At 65.2% G+C, this 19,541-nt stretch carries 19 protein-coding genes and 1 riboswitch; of the genes, 9 read left to right on the plus strand and 10 right to left on the minus strand.

The genetic code is table 11. The features are described 5' to 3' along the window. Positions 1-5 precede the first annotated feature (5 nt). The gene (dapD, locus tag FHS03_RS21840; protein WP_183443042.1) at positions 6-833 is read right to left on the minus strand and encodes a 2,3,4,5-tetrahydropyridine-2,6-dicarboxylate N-succinyltransferase; all 828 of its coding nucleotides are present in this window, start codon (positions 831-833) and stop codon (positions 6-8) included. 8 nt (positions 834-841) lie between these two features. Beyond that, positions 842-2,056: a succinyldiaminopimelate transaminase gene (dapC, locus tag FHS03_RS21845; RefSeq protein WP_183443043.1), complete on the minus strand. Its 1,215-nt coding sequence runs from the start codon at positions 2,054-2,056 to the stop codon at positions 842-844. A 108-nt stretch (positions 2,057-2,164) separates the two neighbouring features. Here dapC and FHS03_RS21850 point away from each other — a divergent pair, with 108 nt between their 5' ends. Next, the gene (locus FHS03_RS21850) at positions 2,165-3,976 is read left to right on the plus strand and encodes a DUF4153 domain-containing protein (RefSeq protein WP_183443044.1); all 1,812 of its coding nucleotides are present in this window, start codon (positions 2,165-2,167) and stop codon (positions 3,974-3,976) included. Positions 3,977-4,006: 30 nt separating this feature from the next. On the opposite strand, the gene FHS03_RS21855 is transcribed toward FHS03_RS21850, so the two are convergent. Next, on the minus strand, positions 4,007-4,366 hold the full coding sequence (locus tag FHS03_RS21855; RefSeq protein WP_183443045.1) for a MerR family transcriptional regulator: 360 nt from the start codon (positions 4,364-4,366) through the stop codon (positions 4,007-4,009). A 78-nt stretch (positions 4,367-4,444) separates the two neighbouring features. On the opposite strand from FHS03_RS21855, the gene FHS03_RS21860 reads away from it, so the two are divergent. The 3 genes from FHS03_RS21860 (at position 4,445) to FHS03_RS21870 (ending at position 5,914) form a co-directional block, all read left to right on the plus strand. Continuing rightward, positions 4,445-4,855 carry a hypothetical protein gene (locus FHS03_RS21860; RefSeq protein ID WP_221208217.1) on the plus strand — a complete coding sequence of 137 codons (411 nt, stop codon included), beginning with the start codon at positions 4,445-4,447 and terminating at the stop codon, positions 4,853-4,855. A 29-nt stretch (positions 4,856-4,884) separates the two neighbouring features. Beyond that, entirely contained in the window at positions 4,885-5,274 is a 390-nt protein-coding gene (locus tag FHS03_RS21865; RefSeq protein ID WP_183443046.1) for a VOC family protein, read from the plus strand. Between the two features lie 79 nt (positions 5,275-5,353). Next, positions 5,354-5,914, plus strand: coding sequence for a dihydrofolate reductase family protein (locus tag FHS03_RS21870; RefSeq protein WP_183443047.1), 561 nt, complete (start codon positions 5,354-5,356; stop codon positions 5,912-5,914). A 13-nt stretch (positions 5,915-5,927) separates the two neighbouring features. Here FHS03_RS21870 and FHS03_RS21875 read toward each other — a convergent pair whose 3' ends face one another. Further along, the gene (locus FHS03_RS21875) at positions 5,928-6,902 is read right to left on the minus strand and encodes a dipeptidase (RefSeq protein WP_183443048.1); all 975 of its coding nucleotides are present in this window, start codon (positions 6,900-6,902) and stop codon (positions 5,928-5,930) included. A gap of 112 nt (positions 6,903-7,014) precedes the next feature. On the opposite strand from FHS03_RS21875, the gene FHS03_RS21880 reads away from it, so the two are divergent. Continuing rightward, positions 7,015-8,265: a DEAD/DEAH box helicase gene (locus FHS03_RS21880; RefSeq protein ID WP_183443049.1), complete on the plus strand. Its 1,251-nt coding sequence runs from the start codon at positions 7,015-7,017 to the stop codon at positions 8,263-8,265. 69 nt (positions 8,266-8,334) lie between these two features. On the opposite strand, the gene FHS03_RS21885 is transcribed toward FHS03_RS21880, so the two are convergent. The 4 genes from FHS03_RS21885 to FHS03_RS21900 are packed head-to-tail and all read right to left on the minus strand — an operon-like array spanning position 8,335 to position 11,702. After that, the gene (locus tag FHS03_RS21885; protein ID WP_183443050.1) at positions 8,335-9,006 is read right to left on the minus strand and encodes a hypothetical protein; all 672 of its coding nucleotides are present in this window, start codon (positions 9,004-9,006) and stop codon (positions 8,335-8,337) included. Further along, complete coding sequence (locus tag FHS03_RS21890; RefSeq protein ID WP_183443051.1) at positions 9,003-9,974, minus strand: MlaD family protein; 972 nt, start codon at positions 9,972-9,974, stop codon at positions 9,003-9,005. Before FHS03_RS21890 ends, FHS03_RS21885 begins: the two co-directional genes overlap by 4 nt. A gap of 13 nt (positions 9,975-9,987) precedes the next feature. Next, positions 9,988-10,812, minus strand: a complete 825-nt coding sequence (locus tag FHS03_RS21895) for an MlaE family ABC transporter permease (RefSeq protein ID WP_183443052.1) — start codon at positions 10,810-10,812, stop codon at positions 9,988-9,990. A gap of 23 nt (positions 10,813-10,835) precedes the next feature. Further along, positions 10,836-11,702: a LysR family transcriptional regulator gene (locus FHS03_RS21900; RefSeq protein WP_183443053.1), complete on the minus strand. Its 867-nt coding sequence runs from the start codon at positions 11,700-11,702 to the stop codon at positions 10,836-10,838. A gap of 91 nt (positions 11,703-11,793) precedes the next feature. Here FHS03_RS21900 and FHS03_RS21905 point away from each other — a divergent pair, with 91 nt between their 5' ends. Then, positions 11,794-13,182: an MFS transporter gene (locus FHS03_RS21905; protein WP_183443054.1), complete on the plus strand. Its 1,389-nt coding sequence runs from the start codon at positions 11,794-11,796 to the stop codon at positions 13,180-13,182. A 167-nt stretch (positions 13,183-13,349) separates the two neighbouring features. On the opposite strand, the gene ribB is transcribed toward FHS03_RS21905, so the two are convergent. Next, positions 13,350-13,994, minus strand: a complete 645-nt coding sequence (gene ribB, locus FHS03_RS21910; protein WP_183443055.1) for a 3,4-dihydroxy-2-butanone-4-phosphate synthase — start codon at positions 13,992-13,994, stop codon at positions 13,350-13,352. A gap of 99 nt (positions 13,995-14,093) precedes the next feature. Continuing rightward, positions 14,094-14,235: riboswitch (FMN riboswitch) on the minus strand. Positions 14,236-14,386: 151 nt separating this feature from the next. On the opposite strand from ribB, the gene FHS03_RS21915 reads away from it, so the two are divergent. From FHS03_RS21915 to FHS03_RS21925, 3 genes are all read left to right on the plus strand, one after another. Next, the gene (locus tag FHS03_RS21915; protein ID WP_183443056.1) at positions 14,387-17,209 is read left to right on the plus strand and encodes a M16 family metallopeptidase; all 2,823 of its coding nucleotides are present in this window, start codon (positions 14,387-14,389) and stop codon (positions 17,207-17,209) included. 118 nt (positions 17,210-17,327) lie between these two features. Beyond that, positions 17,328-17,855 carry an SRPBCC family protein gene (locus FHS03_RS21920; RefSeq protein WP_183443057.1) on the plus strand — a complete coding sequence of 176 codons (528 nt, stop codon included), beginning with the start codon at positions 17,328-17,330 and terminating at the stop codon, positions 17,853-17,855. A gap of 93 nt (positions 17,856-17,948) precedes the next feature. After that, entirely contained in the window at positions 17,949-18,386 is a 438-nt protein-coding gene (locus FHS03_RS21925) for a hypothetical protein (protein WP_183443058.1), read from the plus strand. Here the strand turns inward: FHS03_RS21925 and FHS03_RS21930 are convergent. Further along, positions 18,383-19,432, minus strand: coding sequence for an AraC family transcriptional regulator (locus tag FHS03_RS21930; protein ID WP_183443059.1), 1,050 nt, complete (start codon positions 19,430-19,432; stop codon positions 18,383-18,385). The two genes, FHS03_RS21925 and FHS03_RS21930, sit on opposite strands and share 4 nt — an antisense overlap. Between the last annotated feature and the right edge of the window lie 109 nt (positions 19,433-19,541).

Below are 19,541 nucleotides of genomic sequence, written 5' to 3' on the forward strand. Positions count from 1 at the left end.
AGGCTTTATACGCCGCGCAGCAGTTCGTTGATGCCGGTTTTGGCGCGGGTCTGCGCATCCACGCGCTTGACGATCACGGCGCAGTACAGGCTGTACTTGCCGTCTTCCGAAGGCAGGGAGCCGGACACCACGACGGAGCCGGCAGGCACGCGGCCGTAGCTGATTTCGCCGGTGGCGCGGTCGTAGATCTTGGTCGACTGGCCGATGTACACGCCCATCGAGATCACCGAGTTCTCTTCCACGATCACGCCTTCCACGATCTCGGAGCGGGCGCCGATGAAGCAGTTGTCTTCGATGATGGTCGGATTGGCCTGCATCGGCTCCAGCACGCCGCCGATGCCGACGCCGCCGGACAGGTGGACGTTCTTGCCGATCTGGGCGCAGGAGCCGACGGTGGCCCAGGTGTCGACCATCGCGCCTTCATCGACGTAGGCGCCGATGTTGACGTAGGAAGGCATCAGCACCACGTTCTTGCCGATGAAGGAGCCGCGGCGCGCAACGGCCGGCGGCACCACGCGGAAGCCGCCCTTGGCGAAATCTTCGGCGCTGTAGTCGGCGAACTTGGTCGGCACCTTGTCGTAGAACTGCATGGTGCCGTCCGATGGCAGCACCACATTGTTCTCCAGGCGGAACGACAGCAGTACGGCCTTTTTGACCCACTGGTTCACCACCCAGGCGCCGCTGTCTTTCTGCGCCACGCGCAGGCTGCCGTTATCCAGGCCGGCCAGCACGTGGTTGACGGCGTCGCGCAGTTCGGCGCTGCCGTTGGATGGGTTGATTTCGGCGCGGTTGTCCCAGGCCTGTTCGATGATTTGCTGAAGTTGTTGGCTCATGATGGTATTTACTTGGTCAGGGTGTTACAGAATTGGACAATGCGCTGCGCTGCCTCCCGGCCTTCTCCGGTTTCGGCCACCAGGGCCATGCGGATGCGGTTCTGGCCGGGGTTGACGCCGTGTGCCTCGCGCGCCAGGAAGCTGCCCGGCAGGACAGTTACATTATATTCGGCGTACAGGCGGCGCGCGAACTCCGTGTCCGACAGGCCGGTGCGGCTGACGTCGGCCCAAAGGTAGAAGCCAGCGTCGGGCAACGCCACGTCCAGCACCTGCTGGATCAGCGGGGTGACGGCGGCGAACTTGGCGCGGTATTGTTCGCGGTTGGACTCGACATGGGTTTCGTCGTTCCAGGCCGCGATCGACGCAGCCTGCACCGGCAGGCTCATGGCGCTGCCGTGGTAGGTGCGGTACATCAGGAATTTTTTCAGCACTTCGGCGTCGCCGGCCACGAAGCCGGAGCGCATGCCCGGCACGTTGGAGCGCTTGGACAGGCTGGAAAACACCACCAGGCGCGCATAGGGACGCTCCACCGTGGCCAGGCCGAGAATGTGGGCCGCCTGCAGGGCGCCCAGCGGCGGCTCGTCGCCGTGGTAGATCTCGGAATAGCACTCGTCGGAGGCGATGATGAAACCATGGCGCTCGGACAGGGCGAACAGGTTTTCCCAGTCGGTCAGGGTCAGCACCGCGCCGGCCGGATTGCCGGGCGAGCAAAGATACAGCAGCTGCACGCGTTCCCACACCGAGGCCGGCACGCTGTCGTAATCGCAGGCGAAGTTGCGCGCCGGGTCGGAATTGACGAAGTAGGGCTCGGCGCCCGCCAGATAGGCCGCGCCCTCGTAAATCTGGTAGAAGGGATTGGGGCTGACCACGATGGACTTGGCGGCCGGATCGATTACCGCCTGCGCCAGCGAGAACAGCGCCTCGCGCGAACCGTTCACCGGCAGCACCTGGGTGGCGGGATTGAGCGGCGGAATGCCGTAGCGGCGCTCCAGCCAGCCGGCGATGGCGCCGCGCAGGGCTTCCGTGCCCAGCGTGGTCGGATAATTTGCCAGACCGGCAAGATTCTCGGCCAGCGCCTGCTGGATGAAGGGTGGGGTAGGGTGTTTCGGCTCGCCCATGCCCAGGCTGATCGGGCTATACGCCGCATTCGGCGTGACGCCGGCAAACAGCTGGCGCAGTTTTTCGAACGGGTAGGTTTGCAGCTTGTCGAGATGTGGGTTCACGGGCGTTGGACGGTGGTTTTTTGAGTCGGAACCGATGATTATAGCGTCTGCGCGCAATGCGGGCTGCGCATGCCATAATCGCAAGAATGTCCATTCAAGAACAAGACCATGCAAGCAGTCCACGAAACAAATGAATCCATCCGCGACGCCGCCGTGACCAGCCAGGTCGGCCGTGCGCGCTTATTGACAGGGCTGGCGCAGGGCGGCCTGCTGTATTGGCTGTACCACGCTTCGCGCGACAAGGTCTGGCCGGCCACCGATCCCTTCATGTTTTATCCGCTGCTGATGCTGTCCCTGCTGGTGCCGGTGCTGCTGGTGTCGAGCCTGGGCCATTTAAACCGCCGCCAGCTGCTGCGCTGGCTCGGCGCGGTGGCGCTGGTGATCGTCGCTTGCAGCCTGCATGACGCGTGGCGGCGCGCCGAGTGGCGGCCGAATGCCGCGCTGTTCCCATCGTTTTACCTGTTTGCGTTCTGCGTCTGCTTCTTCTATATCGCGCATTCCCTGGTGCTGGCCGGAGTGCGCGACGGGCGCCGCCTGGCGCAGTACGAGACCTATTTCGAGTCGGCCTGGAAGCTCTTCCTGCAACTGGCGTTTTCCGCCTTCTTTGTGGGCACGATGTGGGCGGTTCTGTTTCTTGGCAGCGCCTTGTTTGACCTGATCAAGCTGCGCTTCATGCGCGATTTGTTGGGCAAGTCCTGGTTCGTGGTGCCGGTGATCTGTTTCGCCTTCTCCTGCGCCATGCACGTGACCGACGTGCGGCCCGCCATCGTGCGCGGCATCCGCACGCTCCTGCTGGTGCTGCTGTCCTGGGTGCTGCCGATTGCCACGCTGCTGGTGGCGGGCTTTCTGGGCGGCCTGCTGTTCACCGGGCTGGAGCCGCTATGGCAGACGCGCCGCGCCACCTCCGTGCTGCTGGGCGCCACGGCCATGCTGGTAGTGCTGATCAACGCCGCCTTCCAGCACGGCGGCATGGAGCAGGGCGTGGCGCGCATGGTGCGCTACAGCGCCCGCATCGCGGCCTGCCTGCTGCTGCCGCTGACGGCCATCGGCATCTATGCGCTGGGCCTGCGCGTGGCCGGCCGTGGCTGGAGCACGGACCGTGTCATCGCCGCCGCCTGCCTGCTGGTGGCGGCCTTCTACGCGGTGGGCTATCTGTACGCCGCCTTGCGCAAGGGACCATGGCTGCAGGCGCTGGCCCAGGTCAATGTGGCGGCGGCCCTGGTGGTGCTGGCCGTGCTGCTGGCCTTATATACCCCGCTGGCCGATCCGGCCCGCATTTCGGTGAATCACCAGGTGGAGCGCCTGAAGCAGGGCCGTGTCACGCCCGAACGTTTCGATTTCGGCTTCCTGCGTTTCGAGGGACAGCGTTATGGACGCGACGCCTTGCAGGAATTGGGCAGCTACAGCCAGGGCGCGGATGCGGCCAGAATCCGCGAGCTGGCCGCCATCGCCGCCAAGGCCACGATCCGCAGCAGCTACGTCGAGACCGAGGCCATCATCGTTGGCGAGAATCTGACCATCTGGCCCAAGGGCGCCAAGCTGCCGGCCGGCTTCCCGCTCAGCGGCTGGAATCTGGTGCAGCCCGACTACGGCCTGCCACGCTGTCTGCGTGAGAAGAGCTTCGACTGCGACGCCTTCGTGCTGGACATGACCGGCGACGACAAGCCAGATGTGCTGTTGATCAGCAATAATGGATCGCATGGCGCCGCATTGATGAGCGAGGTCAAAGGGAAATGGCAGATGCTGGGCCGCCTGCCGTATGACGTGGGCGGCTGCGACGCGCTGCTGCAGAAGATGCGCTCCGGCAGCTACCGCGCGATTGCGCCGACCATGCGCGATCTGGACGTGGGCGGCGTGCGTATCAAGCTCGAATCGGGCGAGTTCACCCCCTCCAACGTCTGCGCCGATCTCGGCAAGTAGGGCGCGCATGCGCCACCGCTGCGACCTGCTTCAAGGCCGCAGCGGACAGGCCGCCATCGGCGCGTCCAGCCTGCGCTGCAACTCGCCGCGCAAGGCCGACAAGCCGTCGATGCGGCGGTCGATCTCGGCCAGCTTGGCCTGCAGGGCGGCGCGCAGCTGGGGCGCGGCGGCATCCGGCGCTGCCAGCAGGGGCAGGTCGTCCTCGATCTCTTTCAGGCTGAAGCCCAGCGCCTGGGCGGTGCGGATATAGCACAGCCACTCCACCGCCTCGGGCGGATAGTCTCGATAGCCGTTGCTGGCGCGCCGCGCGCGCAGCAGGCCGCGTTTTTCGTAAAAGCGCAGGGTGTCGCGGCTGATGCCGCTGGCGGCGGCGATTTCTCCGATTTGCATGGTCTTCCGTCAAAAGTGCTTGACCTTGGAGTGTACTCCAGGCTTTAGCATCGGCTTCCCTTTTAATTGGAGCTTGTTATGCCGATCTTTTCCGTTTCCACCTTCCGCCGCGTGGTGCGCGCCAGCGCCGTGTACGATGTGCTGATGATCGCCGCCTTTGCCACGCCCTGGAGTTTTGCGCTGGCCCATGGCCAGCTTTCCACCGTGAACCAAGCCTTGGGCGGGGCGGCGCTGCCGGCTTTCTCGGCCCTGCACATCCTGTTCGCCTGCCTGCTGGGCAGTGTGGTGCTGGTATGGTCGGTCCTGCGCATCCGCGATCCGCAGCCGCGCTTCGGCCGCTACGACGCCGTGGCGCGCCTGCTGTTTGCGCTGTGGATGCTGTGGGCCTGGCAGCAGACGGGCGCGCCCCTGCTCTGGCTTTTCCTGCTGCCCGAAGCGGCATGGGGTGTTGTGCAGGCGTTGCCGCTGCGCCGCCAAATGCCGGTATAGTGGCAGTTCATTCCGGGAGGAGGTGAACCATGCAAGCGCAACCCCTGATCGCCGTGCGCGACGTGCCAGCGGCCAGCCGCTGGTATCAGCAAGTCCTCGGCTGCCAGAGCGGCCATGGCGGCAATGATTACGAACAGCTCATCCATGGCGGGCGCATGATCCTGCAGCTGCACCGCTGGGAGTCGCACGGCCACGCCCATATGGGCAATCCCGACGTGCGGCCCTACGGCAACGGCGTGCTGCTGTGGTTCTACAGCGAGGATTTCGACGACGCCGTCGAGCGCGCGGCGGCCATTTCGGCCACGGTGCTGGAAGGGCCGAAGGAAAACACCAATGCCTCGCATCGTGAAATCTGGCTGCGCGACCTGGATGGTTATGTGGTGGTGATCGCCGGCCCCTACGGCGATATGGGAATGTAAAAGTTGCGGCTCCTGTTGTCGATTCCAGCGCGGTCCAGCCGTCGTTGGAATGGAAACCCGTTTAACAGGAGCATGCGCAATGAGAAAACTGATATTGGCAATGTCCATGTCCGCCGACGGCTTCGTGGGCGGCCTGAATGGCGAAATGGACTGGCTGGCCGGCAGCCTGGACGCCGACGCCACGGCCTGGCTGCTGGATGGCTGGTGGCAGGCCGACGCCCACCTGATGGGCAGCGAAGCCTTCCGTGATATGGCGGCGCGCTGGGCCGGATCGGATGCGGCGCTGGCCGAACCGCTGAACGCGATTCCCAAGATCGTGTTCACGCGCGGCGGCGTGGCTTTGCCCGGGGATTGCGGCAGTTGGTCGGATGCGCGCGTGGTCAAAGGCGGCTTGCGCGATGAAATCATGCGTCTCAAGGCGCAGCCGGGCCGGCGCCTGCTGGCCCATGGCGGCGCGGGCTTTGCCCAGAGCCTGGTGCGGCACGGCCTGGTGGACGAATACCACCTGATCGTCCACCCGGTGGTGCTGGGCAGCGGCCTGCCGCTGTTTCCCATCATGGCGCAGCCGCTGAAGCTGCAATTGCTGAATGCGCGCTGCTTCCCTTCCGGGGCCGCGGCCCATGTCTACCGGCCCGCCTGATGCCGCCGCCCGCTTAGGCAGCGGGCGCCAGCCAGGTTTGCTGCGCCACGCGCATCATATTCCGGCCCAGGACCATCAGCACCTCGCTATCGCCCATGCCCAGCTTGCGCAGCTCGGCGGGCAGCTGGCGCCAGACGCCGGTCGGCGTGAAGCTGGGCGGCTGGTCCGCCTGGTAGCCGGCCGTTTCCGGCCACCAGTAGCCGGCGTCGAAGGCGCCGGGCGGCGTGTCGTCCAGGCCGGGCTGCCGCACGCAGATATCGAGGCCGATGCCGACATGGGCCACGCCCGCGATCTCCGCCACATAGGCCACATGGCGCGCCACATCGGCAGCGCTGGGACGCGCCGTGCCGATGAAGAAGGACAGGCCGGACACGCACACCACGCCGCCGGTGGCGGCGCAGGCCAGGATCTGCTCGTCCGTCACATTGCGGCCGTGCTGCACCAGGGTGTAAGGATTGGCGTGGCTGAACACCACCGGCTTGCCCGAGGCAGCCATGATCTCCAGGCTGCACACGCGGCCCGTGTGCGAGCAATCCATCAGGATGCCGGCATCGTTGATGGCCGCGACCATGCGGTAGCCGAGCGGCGTCAGGCCGCGCGCGCTGTCGTGGCAGCCGTCGGCGGCACTGTTGTTGCGGTTATAGGCCAGGTGGATCTGGCGCACGCCCAGGCTGGCGTAAAGGTCCACCATCTCGGGCTGTTCCAGCAAGGGCAGGCTGCCTTCGAGATCGAAACCGATGGCGATGCGGCCGGCGGCGGCGGCGCGGATGATGTCGTCCACGCTGCGCGCCAGGGTGTAGCGTTCCGGATTGGCGGCAATGGTGGCGCGGTAGCCGGCGATCACCGACATTACCTGGCTCACAGGATTCATATCGGCGCCCACACAGACCGACACGTAGTTCACGCCGGCGGCTTGCAGCTCGGCGATCGGGGTGAAATCGGCCTGCGGATGCTGGGGCAGGCAGAAGTGGGCGTCCCAATTAATCATGTGGCAAAGCCTTTCTTGTTGAATTTTCGGCATTATAGTCCCACGAATGATGATTCGGAGCAATGGTCGCCGTGCTTTATACTGTCGGATTAATCCAGTTTTCTAAGCAGCCATGTCTTTCTCCGCCCTCGGCCTTGCGCCCCCCTTGTTGAACGCCCTCGCCGAAATCGGCTACGAAGCGCCGACCGCCATCCAATCGGCCTCCATTCCGCCAGCCCTGCGCGGTGAGGATGTGCTGGGCGCGGCGCAAACCGGCTCCGGCAAGACCATGGCGTTTTCCCTGCCCGTGCTGCACGCGCTGTTGGCGAAAAAAGCCGGACCGCGCCAGCTGCATGGCCTGGTGCTGGCGCCTACGCGCGAGCTGGCGGCCCAGGTGGGCGAAGCGATCCGCAAGCTGGTGTCGCATCTGCCGGTGCCGCTCAAGGTATCGATCGCCTTTGGCGGCGTCTCGATCAACCCGCAGATGATGGCGCTGCGCGGCGGCACCGACATCATGGTCGCCACGCCGGGCCGCCTGCTCGATCTGGTCGAACACAATGCGCTCAAGCTCGATAGCGTTGCCACCCTGGTGCTGGACGAAGCGGACAAGCTGCTCGATATGGGCTTCGGCGAAGAGATCGGACGCATCCTGGCCCTGCTGCCGGCGCGGCGCCAGAACCTGTTCTTCTCCGCAACCTTCCCGGCGGCGGTGCAGGAACTGGCCACGCGCATGCTGCGCCAGCCGGTGAAAGTGGAAACCACGGCCGAAGCGGCGCAGGAGCCCGACATCCTGCAACGGGCCGTCGAAGTCGATGCGTCGCGCCGCACGCAATTGCTGAAGCACTTGATCCGCGACGAGAAATGGGAGCGCGTGCTGGTTTTCGTCGCCACTAAATACGCCTCCGAACACGTGGCCGACAAGCTGCGCCGCAACGGCGTGCGTGCCGAAGCCTTCCACGGCGACTTCAGCCAAGGCGCGCGCACCGAAGTGCTGGCCGATTTCAAATCCGGCCGCCTGCATGTGCTGGTCGCCACCGACGTCGCGGCGCGCGGCATCGACATCGCCCAGCTGCCGGTGGTCGTGAACTACGACCTGCCGCGCTCCTCTGCTGACTACACCCACCGCATCGGCCGCACCGGACGCGCCGGCGCCAGCGGCACCGCCGTCAGCTTCATCGATGCCGACGGCGAAGCCCACTTCCGCCTGATCGAAAACCGCCAGGGCAAACGCGTGCCGCGCGAACGCATCGCCGGCTTCGAACCGGTGCTGCAAGCGGCCGCGGCGAATCCCGCCACCGACACCCTCAACGGCGGCATCAAAGGCAAGCGCAAGAGCAAAAAAGACAAGCTGCGCGAAGCCGCCGCCCAAACCAAAACCGTTTGATCAAAATCAACGAATGTCCAACCCTGGTGTCAGGCACCAAGGTCGGACATTTTTTGATATGGATCAAACTTAGTTCGGGGCGGGACTCTGGACAAGGGCGATGCGGCGGCGCAGGTGGGCGGCTTCGGCGGTGTCGCCGGCTTTTTCGGCGCGCTGGGCTTGGACATTGAGCCAGGCGAGCAGGGGCCGGCGCCAGCCTTGGGCGGAAGCGGTATCGATCGCGAGCGTCAGCAGTTCGGGCGTGGCGCGGTTGGCGCGGAATAGCGCGCCGGCGGCAACCAGGCGGGACAGGGGATCGTTCATCGCCTGTACGGCGGCGGTAGCGGCGGCGTCGCTGCCGGCGGCGAGTACGGCGCGTTGCGGCTCCGGCAGCAGGGCGGCGTCGGCGGGATGGGCGCGGTCGGCGAGGTAGTTGGCGTAGGCGATGTCGGCGGCGCTGGCGTCGGCGCGCAGGGCTTCGAAGCCGCTGCAGTCTTCGAAGGCGAGCGCGGCGACCCGCGTTGCGCAGCGTATCAGCTCGGCGCGGATCGCCAGTTCCATCTTGCCGGTGCTGGCCAGTTGTTCGCGCGCGCGCTTGAATTCGTTTTTCTCGACGTTGGCATTGCCGCTCATATAGGCGGCGGTGGCGCGTTCCATCGCGCTTTGCGCGTTCATCTGCCAGTCGGGCACGCGCGGGCCGCTGGCGCAGGCGCCCAATAGCAGCAGGGCGGCGGCGGAGAAGAAGGTGCGGGCGTGGCTCATGGCAGTTTGATCTCCGTATCTTCGCGCTTGAAGGGCCATTTGCGGTTGATTTCGTTGACCAGTTGTTCGATGCGGCGCAGATTGCTGTCCACGTCGGCGCGCAGGGCGCCCAGGTCTTCGGTGGCGACGCGCGCGTTGGCGCCCACGGCCTGCGCTTCGACCAGCACTGCATCCATTTTCTTCAAGCTGGCGCGCGCGTCGGAAAGCAGACCATTCAGCTGGACCACGGCTACCTGCGCATCGTTGGCCACGCCGTTCTTGCCGAAGACGCGGTTGTCGGCATTGCCCACCAGCTTGTCGGCTTTGACGATCAGCGAGTTCGCATTGCGCAGCAGCTCCTGCGCCTTGCGGTCCTCGCCCGCGATCAGGCCCATGGCGCCGCCCGGCCCATTGAGTTTTTCGGTCACGCCTTCCACATTGCGCAGGCTGTTGCCCAGCGAGGAGTCGGCGGCCGTCAGCGCGGCCACATTGTTCAGCAGATCCTTGGCGGCCGACAGCAGGCGCGGAATCTCCGCCGCCGCGTCGCCCACCAGCAGTTCGCGCTCGGCGCCATCCTTGAGCGGCGGATCGGTGGGAATGCCGCTGAAGGCGCGCAGGCGGGCGCCGCCCACCAGTCCCCGTTCCAGCGTGAAGATGCTGGTCGAGCGCAGCCAGTGCGCATCTTTTTCCGGCACATCGACCAGCACGCGCGCCTTGCCGTCCGCGCCCAGTTCGATGCGCAGCACGCGGCCCACGGGGAAGCCGGCGAAGGTCATGTCCATGCCCACCGCCACGCCTTCGGAGTTATCGGTGGTCAGGACCAGGCGCTGGGTCGGTTCGAACGCGCCGCGCGCATACATCAGGTACAGCACGGCGCTGGCGACCAGGGCCACCATCAGGAGCAGCAGCAGGGCGGCCTTGAATTCGGCGTGGCGCACCGGGGCCGCTTCGGGCGCCGGCGCGGCAGGGGCGGGAGTCGGTTCGTTCATGATGCGGTGTGGATCAGTAGTAGTTGCCCATCAGGGAGGCGGCTTCGATCAGCAGGATCACGGAGAACATGCGGACCATATCGGCCAGGCCGTGGGTGCCGTGGGCGCGTCCGAACAGCGGATTGGCCGCGCCATGGTAGTAAGAGGAAGCCAGCGGAATCACGCCCACGGCAAAGCTGAAGAACAGGATTTTCAGCGCCAGGATCATGGACACGGCAGGATTGAAGATATGTCCCACCACCCGCGTATAGCTTTGCAAGGCCCATGGCGTAAAGCCATAGATCACCAGATAGGCCAGCACCAGGGTCAGCACGCAGCTGACCGCCGCCAGCAGCCAGACGGCGAAGACGCCGGCCGCCGCGCGCGGGAAGAACTCCGTTTGCAGGGCGTCGCGCGCGTCGAGGCGGGTCGGGATGCCGCTGGCCGAAGCCGCCGCCAGCCGCATCTGCGCGAACTCCACGCCGGCCGGCAGGGTGCTGCGCAGGGCCACGAACAGGGCCGCCGTGAGCGGGATCAGTTCCAGCACCAGCACCCGCACCACCATCTCCAGCGCATAGCGCGACAGGCCGTAGCTGAGCGAAGTCACCACCACGATGCGGATGATGACAAGGCTGATCAAGGCCGAGAGCACGGAGAACCACAGCAGATTGGGCGCGGTCGCCACCACCAGGTGGTGGGCGATCCAGCGCCGCCGGGAACTGGCGTAAGTGGAGGGAGCGAAGGCGCGCGAAATAATCAGCGCCGCGAATTGCAGCAGCCGCCACCAGCTCGTCAGCCAGCCGATGGCGGAACGATGCATGCGCCGCAGCGGCGGATAGGACGATGCGTTGGTGCTCATGAGGGACATCTTAGCACTCCGCCTTATTTGCCGGGGAACGATTCAATAATGGCATCGGCCACGGCGCGCACGCGCGCGCTGCGATTCAAGTCGCTGTGCATCACGAGGTACATATCGTAGCTGTGCTCCCGCTGCGGCCAGATGCGCTTCAGGCGCGGGTCGGCGTCGGCCATATGGGTGGGCAGTTCGCCGATGCCAAGTCCGGCGCGGGTGGCTTCCAGCAGCATCAAGCCGGTATTGACCTCCATCGCCACGCGCGCATTGTGTACCGGCTCGCCGCAGATTTTCTCGGCATGGCGCGGCGCCACCGAGGCGTGGTAGATGACGATATCGTGGCCCGCCAAGCCCGTGCCGGGCTGCGGCTCGCCGCGTTGCTTGAGGTAGGAGCGCGTGGCGTACAAGCCCGCCGCGCGCCGCGCCAGGTGGCGCGAGATCAGGTCGGGACTGGTGGGCTTCACCGTGCGCACGGCCAGGTCGGCCTCGCGCCGGGTCAGGCTGGATATCTGGGTGTCGACCGACATTACGATGCGGATGTCGGGGTGCTTTTTATGCAGGCGGTGCATGGCGTCGATGACGAAGTGGGCGGCCATGGTATCGGTGGTGGCCAAGCGCACCACGCCGGACAGGCGGTTGTCGATGCCCTGCATTTCGCGTTGCAGCTGGTGCGCCGCCTGTTCCATCAATTCGGCCGAGCGCCGCGCCGTCTCGCCGGCCGGCGTCGGCACATAGCCGTCCGGCGTGCGCAGGAAAAGGCGCGCGTTCAAGCTGCTTTCCATGGCCGCCAGGCGGCGTCCCACCGTGGCCTGGTCGACGCCCAACTGCGCCGCCGCGCCGCGCAAAGTGCCGGCGCGGCAGAGCGCCAGAAAGATGCGCGCGTGGTCCCAATCCATTTTCCCTCCCGATCGTGATTCGTGATGCAATTTTGCATCACGATGCCGATATGATGCCTCTTTACTGCATCATGAAGCAGAATTAGTATCGATGCAAGGAGGAAACATCGTGCTCTTATTTACCCTGGCCATCGGTTTTGTGATGGCAATGATCGACGTAACCGCCGTGAACACGGCTTTAGGCAGCATTTCGGCCGACCTGCAGGTGCCGCTATCGGGCCTGGTGTGGGTGGTGGACGGCTACACCCTGACGTTTGCCGCCTTCCTGCTCGCGGGCGGCGCGCTGGCCGATCGCATCGGTGCGCGCCAGACCTACCAGGGCGGCCTGCTGGTCTTCGTCGCCGGTTCGCTGGCCTGCGCGCTGGCCCCTAGCGGCAGCACCCTGGTCGCCGCGCGGTTGCTGCAAGGCACGGGCGCGGCGCTCTTCATGCCCAGCTCGCTGAGTCTGCTGACCCACGCCGCACCCGATGACGCGGCGCGCACCCGCATGGTCGGCACCTGGTCGGCCCTGGTGGGCTGCGCCGCCACCATCGGACCGCTGGTGGGCGGCCTGCTGGTGCACGAATTCGGCTGGCGCAGCGTGTTTTGGATTAATCTGCCGCTGGGACTAGCCGGCATCGTGCTGGCGCAAATGCTGGCGCCGGCGCCGGCCGCGCATCGGCGTCCGCTTTCGATGCTCAGTCATGTGCTGGGCGTGCTGACGCTGGCCGCGCTGAGTTTCCTGCTGATCGAAGGGCCGGTGCGGGGCTGGATTTCGCCCTCGGTAGCCGTCGCCGCTATCTCAGCCTTGCTGTTTGCCGCCGTGCTGGTCTGGCGCGAGCGCGCCGCGGCGCATCCGATCCTGCCGCGTGCGCTGTTGGACAGCAGCAGCTTCGCCGCCGCCAACTTCACCGGCTTCCTGATCAACTTCGCCGTATTCGGCCAGATCTTCCTGCTCAGCCTATTCTTCCAGCAGGCGCACGGTTCCAATGCCTTGGAAACGGGGATGAAGATCCTGCCCATGCTGGCGGCCAGCACCATCGGCAATTTCCTGTCCGGCCGCGTCATCGCGCGCACCGGCACCCGGCCCTCGCTGCTGGGCGGTCTGGCCGTCAGTGCGGTGATGGGCGCGGTGCTGACCCGCAGCGGGCCGCACACGCCCTATCTCTTGATGATGGCCGGCGTGCTCGTGATGTACTTGGCGATTGGCCTCGCCATTCCCGCCATGACCACCACCGTGATGCAGGTCGCGGGCAAGGTCCACGCCAACATCGCCGCCGCCGCGCTGAACGCCAACCGCCAGATCGGCGCCCTGGTCGGCGTCGCCGCCATGGGCAGCATCCTGCACGCGGTGGGCGACTGGGGCTGGCGCCTGACGCTCGGCTTCGGCGCCATCGGCCTCGCGTATGCCATCGCCTGCCTGCTGGTACACCAGCACGTCCGCCAGCACCAGCGCCAAAGCAGCACCGACCCCGACGCCACCCTGCAGGCTGGACACTAAGCCCGCAGCCCGCGTTTGATCTAAATCAGCAAATGTCCAACCCTGGTGTCAGGCACTAGGGTGGGACATTCTTTGATTTAGATCAACTAATGTCCTACTCCAGTGCCTCGGCGGCCCCGCCTGACACCAGGGTGGACATTGTTTGATTTGGCGCAAACGGGGAGGGCTTAGCCGTGTTGGCGGCGCCAGGCGATGAGCTCGGCGATGGTGAGGATGGGCATGGCGTGCTCTTCGGCGAAGCGTTCGATGGCTTCGCCGCGCATCATGGTGCCGTCGGGGTTCATCAGCTCGCACAGTACGCCGTAGGGCGGCAGGCCGGCCATGCGGGCCAGGTCGACCGAGCCTTCGGTGTGGCCGGCGCGCTCGAGCACGCCGCCGGGCGCGGCGCGCAGCGGGAAGATGTGGCCGGGACGGACGATGTCTGCGGGCTTGGCGTTGCGCGCGGTGGCGGCGCGGATGGTGGTGACGCGGTCGGCGGCCGAAACGCCCGTCGTGACGCCGTCGCGCGCTTCGATGGAGACGGTGAACGGGGTGCCGAAGCGGCTGCCGTTTTCGGCGGCCATGGGCGGCAGTTCCAGCTCGCGCACCTTGTCGGCGGGCAGGCACAGGCAGACGATGCCGCTGCATTCGCGGATCAGCAGGGCCATGCTTTCCACCGTCAGCTTGTCGGCGGCGAGGATCAGGTCGGCTTCGTTTTCGCGGTCGAAATCGTCCAGCAGGATGACCGGCACGCCGGCGCGCATGGCTTCCAGTGCCGCGTGGATGCGGCCTTCCAGGTCGGTGCTATGAAGGGTATAGGAATTGACTAACATGTGAAACGCTCCTCGCATAAGTGGGCGAAAAACGCATCAGGGCAAAGCGAATGGACACGGCTTCCCGGGCCGCGAACGGCGCAGGAAATCGCGCAAAGCGCACATCTTCTTTCATCCGGACTATACCGTCGGCTCTGGCTTCGCACCAGATCTGCTGACCCTGCTTGCGCAGGCGCTCGCGGGCTTGACCGTTGCCGGTCTTACCGCCGGTGGGGAATCGCACCCCGCCCCGAAGACGTATGGTTAAATTGTGCCCGTCACCATGACGGGCTGGGGCATTGTAGCAGCGCCACAAAAAATTTGCTTATGAGGAAAGCTTCTAGCACAAAGATGTTGCTCTAGTGTATTGTTGTTACCCTTGCCAAATTGGCTATCCAGAAAAGCACCATTGCATGAAAACTTCTCTTCGCCTCATTTCCGCCGCCGTGCTGTTCAGCTGCTCGTTGCTGGCCCAGGCCGACATCAAGCTGGGCGACAAGCTGCCCGTATCGCCCGCCGTCAAGGTCGGCAAGCTGCCGAACGGCCTGACTTACTACATCCAGAAGAATGCGCGTCCGGAAAAGCGGCTGGAGCTGCGCCTGGTGGTGAAGGCTGGTTCCATCCTGGAGGATGAAGACCAGCGCGGCCTGGCCCACTTCACCGAGCATATGGCCTTCAACGGCAGCACGAATTTCAAGAAGAATGAGCTGATTTCCTACCTGCAGTCGATTGGGGTGCGCTTCGGCGCCGATTTGAATGCCTATACCAGCTTCGACGAAACCGTCTACATGCTGCCGATTCCGACCGATAAGAAGGAAAACGTGGAAACCGGCTTCCAGGTGCTGGAAGACTGGGCGCACGGCGTGGCCTTCAAGGACGAAGCCATCGAGAGCGAGCGTGGGGTGGTGCTGGAAGAGGAGCGTCAGGGCAAGGGCGCCATGGACCGCATCAACAAGGTGCTGTATCCGAAGCTGCTGAACGGTTCGCGCTACGCCAACCGTCTGCCGATCGGCAAGGCCGAGGTGCTGCGCACCTTCAAGCCGGAGGCGATCCGCCGCTTCTACCGCGACTGGTATCGCCCCGACCTGATGGCGGTGATCGCGGTCGGCGATATCGAGCCGGCCGAGGCGGAAAAACTGATCCAGGCCCACTTCGGACGTCTGAAGAATCCAGCCAAGCCGCGCGCGCGCCAATACGCCAAGGTGCCGACCTACAGCAAGCCGGAAGGCGTGGTCATCACCGATCCCGAGGCGGGCGGCAATGCGGTCATGATCCGCTATCCAATCTTCGCCAAGGGTGAAGGCCAGACTTATGGCGACTACCGCGCCAAGCTGGTCGAAGGCCTGTATACCGGCATGCTGAACCAGCGCATCGCCGAACTGACGCAGCAGGCCAATCCGCCTTTCCTGTTCGGCGGCGCGGCCACGGACCAGGTGGTGTCGGGCTACCACGCCTTCAGCACGCGCGCCGTGCTGGGCAAGGACGGCGCCGTGCCGGCCATCACGGCCCTGCTGCAGGAAGAGCAGCGCGCGCGCCAGTTCGGCTTCAGTGCCGAGGAACTGGAGCGCGGCAAGAAGCGCATCCTGCGCGGTATAGAACGTCAGTATCTGGAGCGCGAGAAGTCGGAGTCGGGCGCTTTCGTCAGCGAGTACACGCGCAATTTCCTGACGCAGGAAACCATGTCCGGCATTGAGCATGAATACAGCATCACCAATGAACTGGTGCCGAAGATCTCGCTGGAAGAAGTCAACGCCGCCTACCGTAAGGCGGTGCCGGCGCAAAAGAACAAACTGGTGGTGTATACGGGCGTGAGCAAGGCGCAGACCGCGCTGCCGACATCGGCCGAGCTGCTCGCCGCGGCCGCCGCGGCCGAGAAGCAGACCCTGACGGCGCATGAGGAAAAACAGCTGGCCAGCCAGTTGATGGACGCCGCGCCGCAAGGCGGCAGCATCGTCAGCGAAAGCGTGAACGCCAAGCTGGGCACGACGGAGCTGGTGCTGGGCAATGGCGTGAAGGTGGTGCTGAAGCCGAGCGACTTCAAGAACGACCAGGTGCAGCTGGGCGGTTCGCGCTTCGGCGGCCAGTCCCTGTACGGCGTGGCCGATGTGCAGAATGCGCGCTACGCGTCCAGCATCGTCGGCCAGATGGGCGTCAAGAATCTGAGCCCGCTCGATTTGAGCAAAGTCCTGGCCGGCAAGACGGCGCGCGTCTCCCTGAACATTGGCGAGCTGTCCGAGTTCGTCAGCGGCGGTTCGGGCAGCGCCGATATCGAAACCATGTTGCAGCTGGTGTACCTGGGCATGACCCAGCCGCGCCGCGACGAAGCGCTGTTCCAGGCCTTTATCGGGCGCCAGAAGGAAATAGCCGGCAATTCCCAGGCCGTGCCGGAAGTGAGCTTCATGAACGCCTTCGTCAAGACCATGTTCAACGATAATCCGCTGGCTCCGGGCTTGCCCAAGCCGGAGGACTTCGACAAGGTGCAGCTGGACCGCGTGCTGGAAATCTACCGCGAGCGTTTCTCCAGCGCGCGCGGCTTCACCTTCAACCTGGTGGGCAGCTTCGACGTGGAAAAGGTCAAGCCGCTGTTGGCCAGCTATCTGGGCACGCTGCCGGCCGGCGAGATCGTCAGCGAATTCAAGGACCGTGGCGTGCGTCCGGTGCGCGGCGTGGTCAAGCGCGAAGTGCTCAAGGGTAAAGAGCAAAAGAGCCTGGTGATGTTGACCTTTACCGGCGATGCCGAGTACTCTGCCGAGGCCCAGCTGCGCTTGCAGGCGCTGATGGAGGTGCTGAACATCAAGGTCAACGAAGTGCTGCGCGAGCAGAAAGGCTTGATCTATAGCGGCGGCTTCCATGGTGCCCTGCACAAGCAGCCGTATGGCGCGTATTCGGTCACGCTGAACCTGCCTTGCGGCCCGGAGAATGTGGACAAGGTGGTGGCCGCCGCGCTGGAGGAAATCCGCAAGGTGCAGGAAAACGGCCCCGAGGCGGCCGACCTGGCCAAGGTGAAGGAAGGCTGGAGCAAGGGCGATCTGCGCGCCATGCGCGAGAACGGCCACTGGCTGTCGCATCTGCAGGCGGTGCAGCAGGATGGCCGTGATCCCGACGCCATCCTGACTCGCGTCGCGCGCGGCAACGCCATCACGGCGCAGGAGGTGCAGGCCACGGCCAAGCGCTACCTCGATCTGGAAAACTATGTGCAGATGGTGCTGAAACCGGAGCCGAAAGCCGGCGAATGATGTTGGCGCAGGCCCGGACCTGAGCCGCCGCGCCGGCAGCCGCGTGCTGCCGGCGCGCTCCCTGGATTATGTGATAGTCTTGCGCTTCTGATAATTCCATCAAAGGGGGGAGACATCCATGATTAAAAAAATCAGCCTCGGCCTCATCGTCATTCTGCTCGTGATTCTTGGCCTGGCCGCCTCCAAGCCGGACACCTTCACCGTGCAGCGCAGCGCCACCATCAAGGCGCCGCCCGAAAAAATCGTCGCCTACCTGAACGACTTCCACAACTGGCAAGCCTGGTCGCCGTGGGAGAAGCTCGACCCGAAAATGCAGCGCACCTTCGAAGGCCCGCAGAGCGGTAAGGGCGCCGTCTACGCCTGGAACGGCAACGACGAGGTGGGCCAGGGCCGCATGGAGATCATCGACAACGCCAGCCCGGCCAAGGTCGGCATCAAGCTCGAATTCATACGCCCCTTCGCTTCGCAGAACAGTTCCGACTTCAGCTTGCAGCCGAACGGCGACGGCACCCAGGTCAACTGGTCCATGAGCGGTCCCATGCCTTTCGTCTCGAAGCTCATGAGCGTCTTCGTCAGCATGGACAAGATGATCGGCAAGGATTTCGAAAAAGGCCTGGCGCAGCTGAAGACGGTCGCCGAGAAATAGTGTTGTAGCCCGCGTATGGGGCGCGTGCAAACGGCCTGGCAGGCATATACTAAAGATATTGCCGCGCAAGCGTCGTTCACGTCGAGGTATGCCATGAAAACCCCGTTTACGCTTGCCCTGGGCGCTGCGGCGCTGTTCGGCGTGGCGACGGCCGCCGCGGTGGCCTTGCCGGTGCGCGACGACCATCCCATCGTCGGCACCTGGCGCTTCGTGCTGCCGGACGGTTCCTGCCACGAGGTCTACCGCATCCGCGCCGACGGCACCTCCCTCATCACCAGCGCTGCGGAAGTGGCCGAGACGGAGTTCGTGATCGCCGACCAGCCCGATGAACAGGGCTTCTACGCGTCCAGCGACAAGATCGTGAAGGACAACGGCAAGCAGGATTGCACCGGCGAGATCACCCAGGTCGGCCAGTCGGTGGCCAGCTTCATCCTGTTCCACCCCTCCAAGAATATGTTCCTGATGTGCCATAAACGCGATACGAAGACCTGCATCGGTCCCTTCGTGCGGGTGCGCGGCAGCGAGGTCTAGGCGCTCAGCGTCTGTTCGCGCCAGGCGCCGGGATTGCGGCCCGACCATTCCTTGAAGGCGTGGGTGAAGGCGCTCTGCTCCTGAAATCCGAGCAGGAAGGCGATGTCCACCAGGCTCAGGCCGGGCTGGCGCAGATAATCCTGGGCCAGGGCGAAGCGGGCCTGGTCCAGCACCTGCTGGAAGCTGGCGCCGGCATCGGCCAGCTTGCGCTGCAGCGTGCGCGGGCTGACTTTCAATTCCTCGGCCACCGGCGCCAGACGGCCCTGGCCTTGCGACAAGCCGCGCAGGATGGCGGCGCGCACCTGGGCCACCACATCGGCTTCGGTCCGCGCGGCGCGCTGGCGCAGCAAATGTTCCGCGTGCTGCTGCAAGACCGGGTAGAGGCTGACGTCCGCGTTCGGCACCGGCCATTGCAGCATGCGCGCATCGAAATAGCCGATATTGGCGCTGGCGCCGAAGCGGGGCAGGGTGCCCAGCACGCGCTGGTATTCGCCATGGCCGGCCGGGTCGCCGCCATCGTGCATCAGGGCCAGCGCGCCGGTCGGCAACTGCTGGCCGGCCAGCCAGTTGCCGAATACGCGGATGCCGGCGAACACGCTGTCCACCAGGTGGCGCTGGACCACCGGATAGTGGCTGTGCCAGCAATAGGCCGCCGTGCCATCCTCTACCCGCAATTCCGAGCGGCCCAGGTCATGCGCCAGCTGCTCGTAGCGCATGGTCTGCTCCAGCGCCTGGCCGAAGTCGCGGCAGCTGAGCAGGATCAGGCCATACACGCTGTACGTGCCCAGTTTCACGCGCTCGCCCACGTGCAGGCCGAAATGCGCATCGTTGCACAGGGCCGCGCCGGCATCGAGCAGGCGCACGTAGCTATCGGCTGGCAAGGCGTCGGGCAGCGGTTCCAGCGTGCCGGCTTGCAGGCCGGCCGCCTGTTCCAAGGCAGCCGCCCGCACCCCGCGCGCCGCTGCCGCGTCCAGCAGGGGCTGGAGATAGGAACCGGCCACGCGCCCGGCATTGGTGCGCGGCGTGTCAGGCGGGGAACTTGGCATAATCGAACAAGGCAGGTGTCATGAATGCGCAATACCGCCAGCGGCTGGCGGCTTAATCTTGTGTCAATGACTAATGGCGCTTGCCAGTATAGCAAGCGCCGCGCACAGG

This window comes from Pseudoduganella violacea, from assembly GCF_014191875.1.
Taxonomy (GTDB): Bacteria; Pseudomonadota; Gammaproteobacteria; order Burkholderiales; family Burkholderiaceae_D; genus Rugamonas; species Rugamonas violacea_A.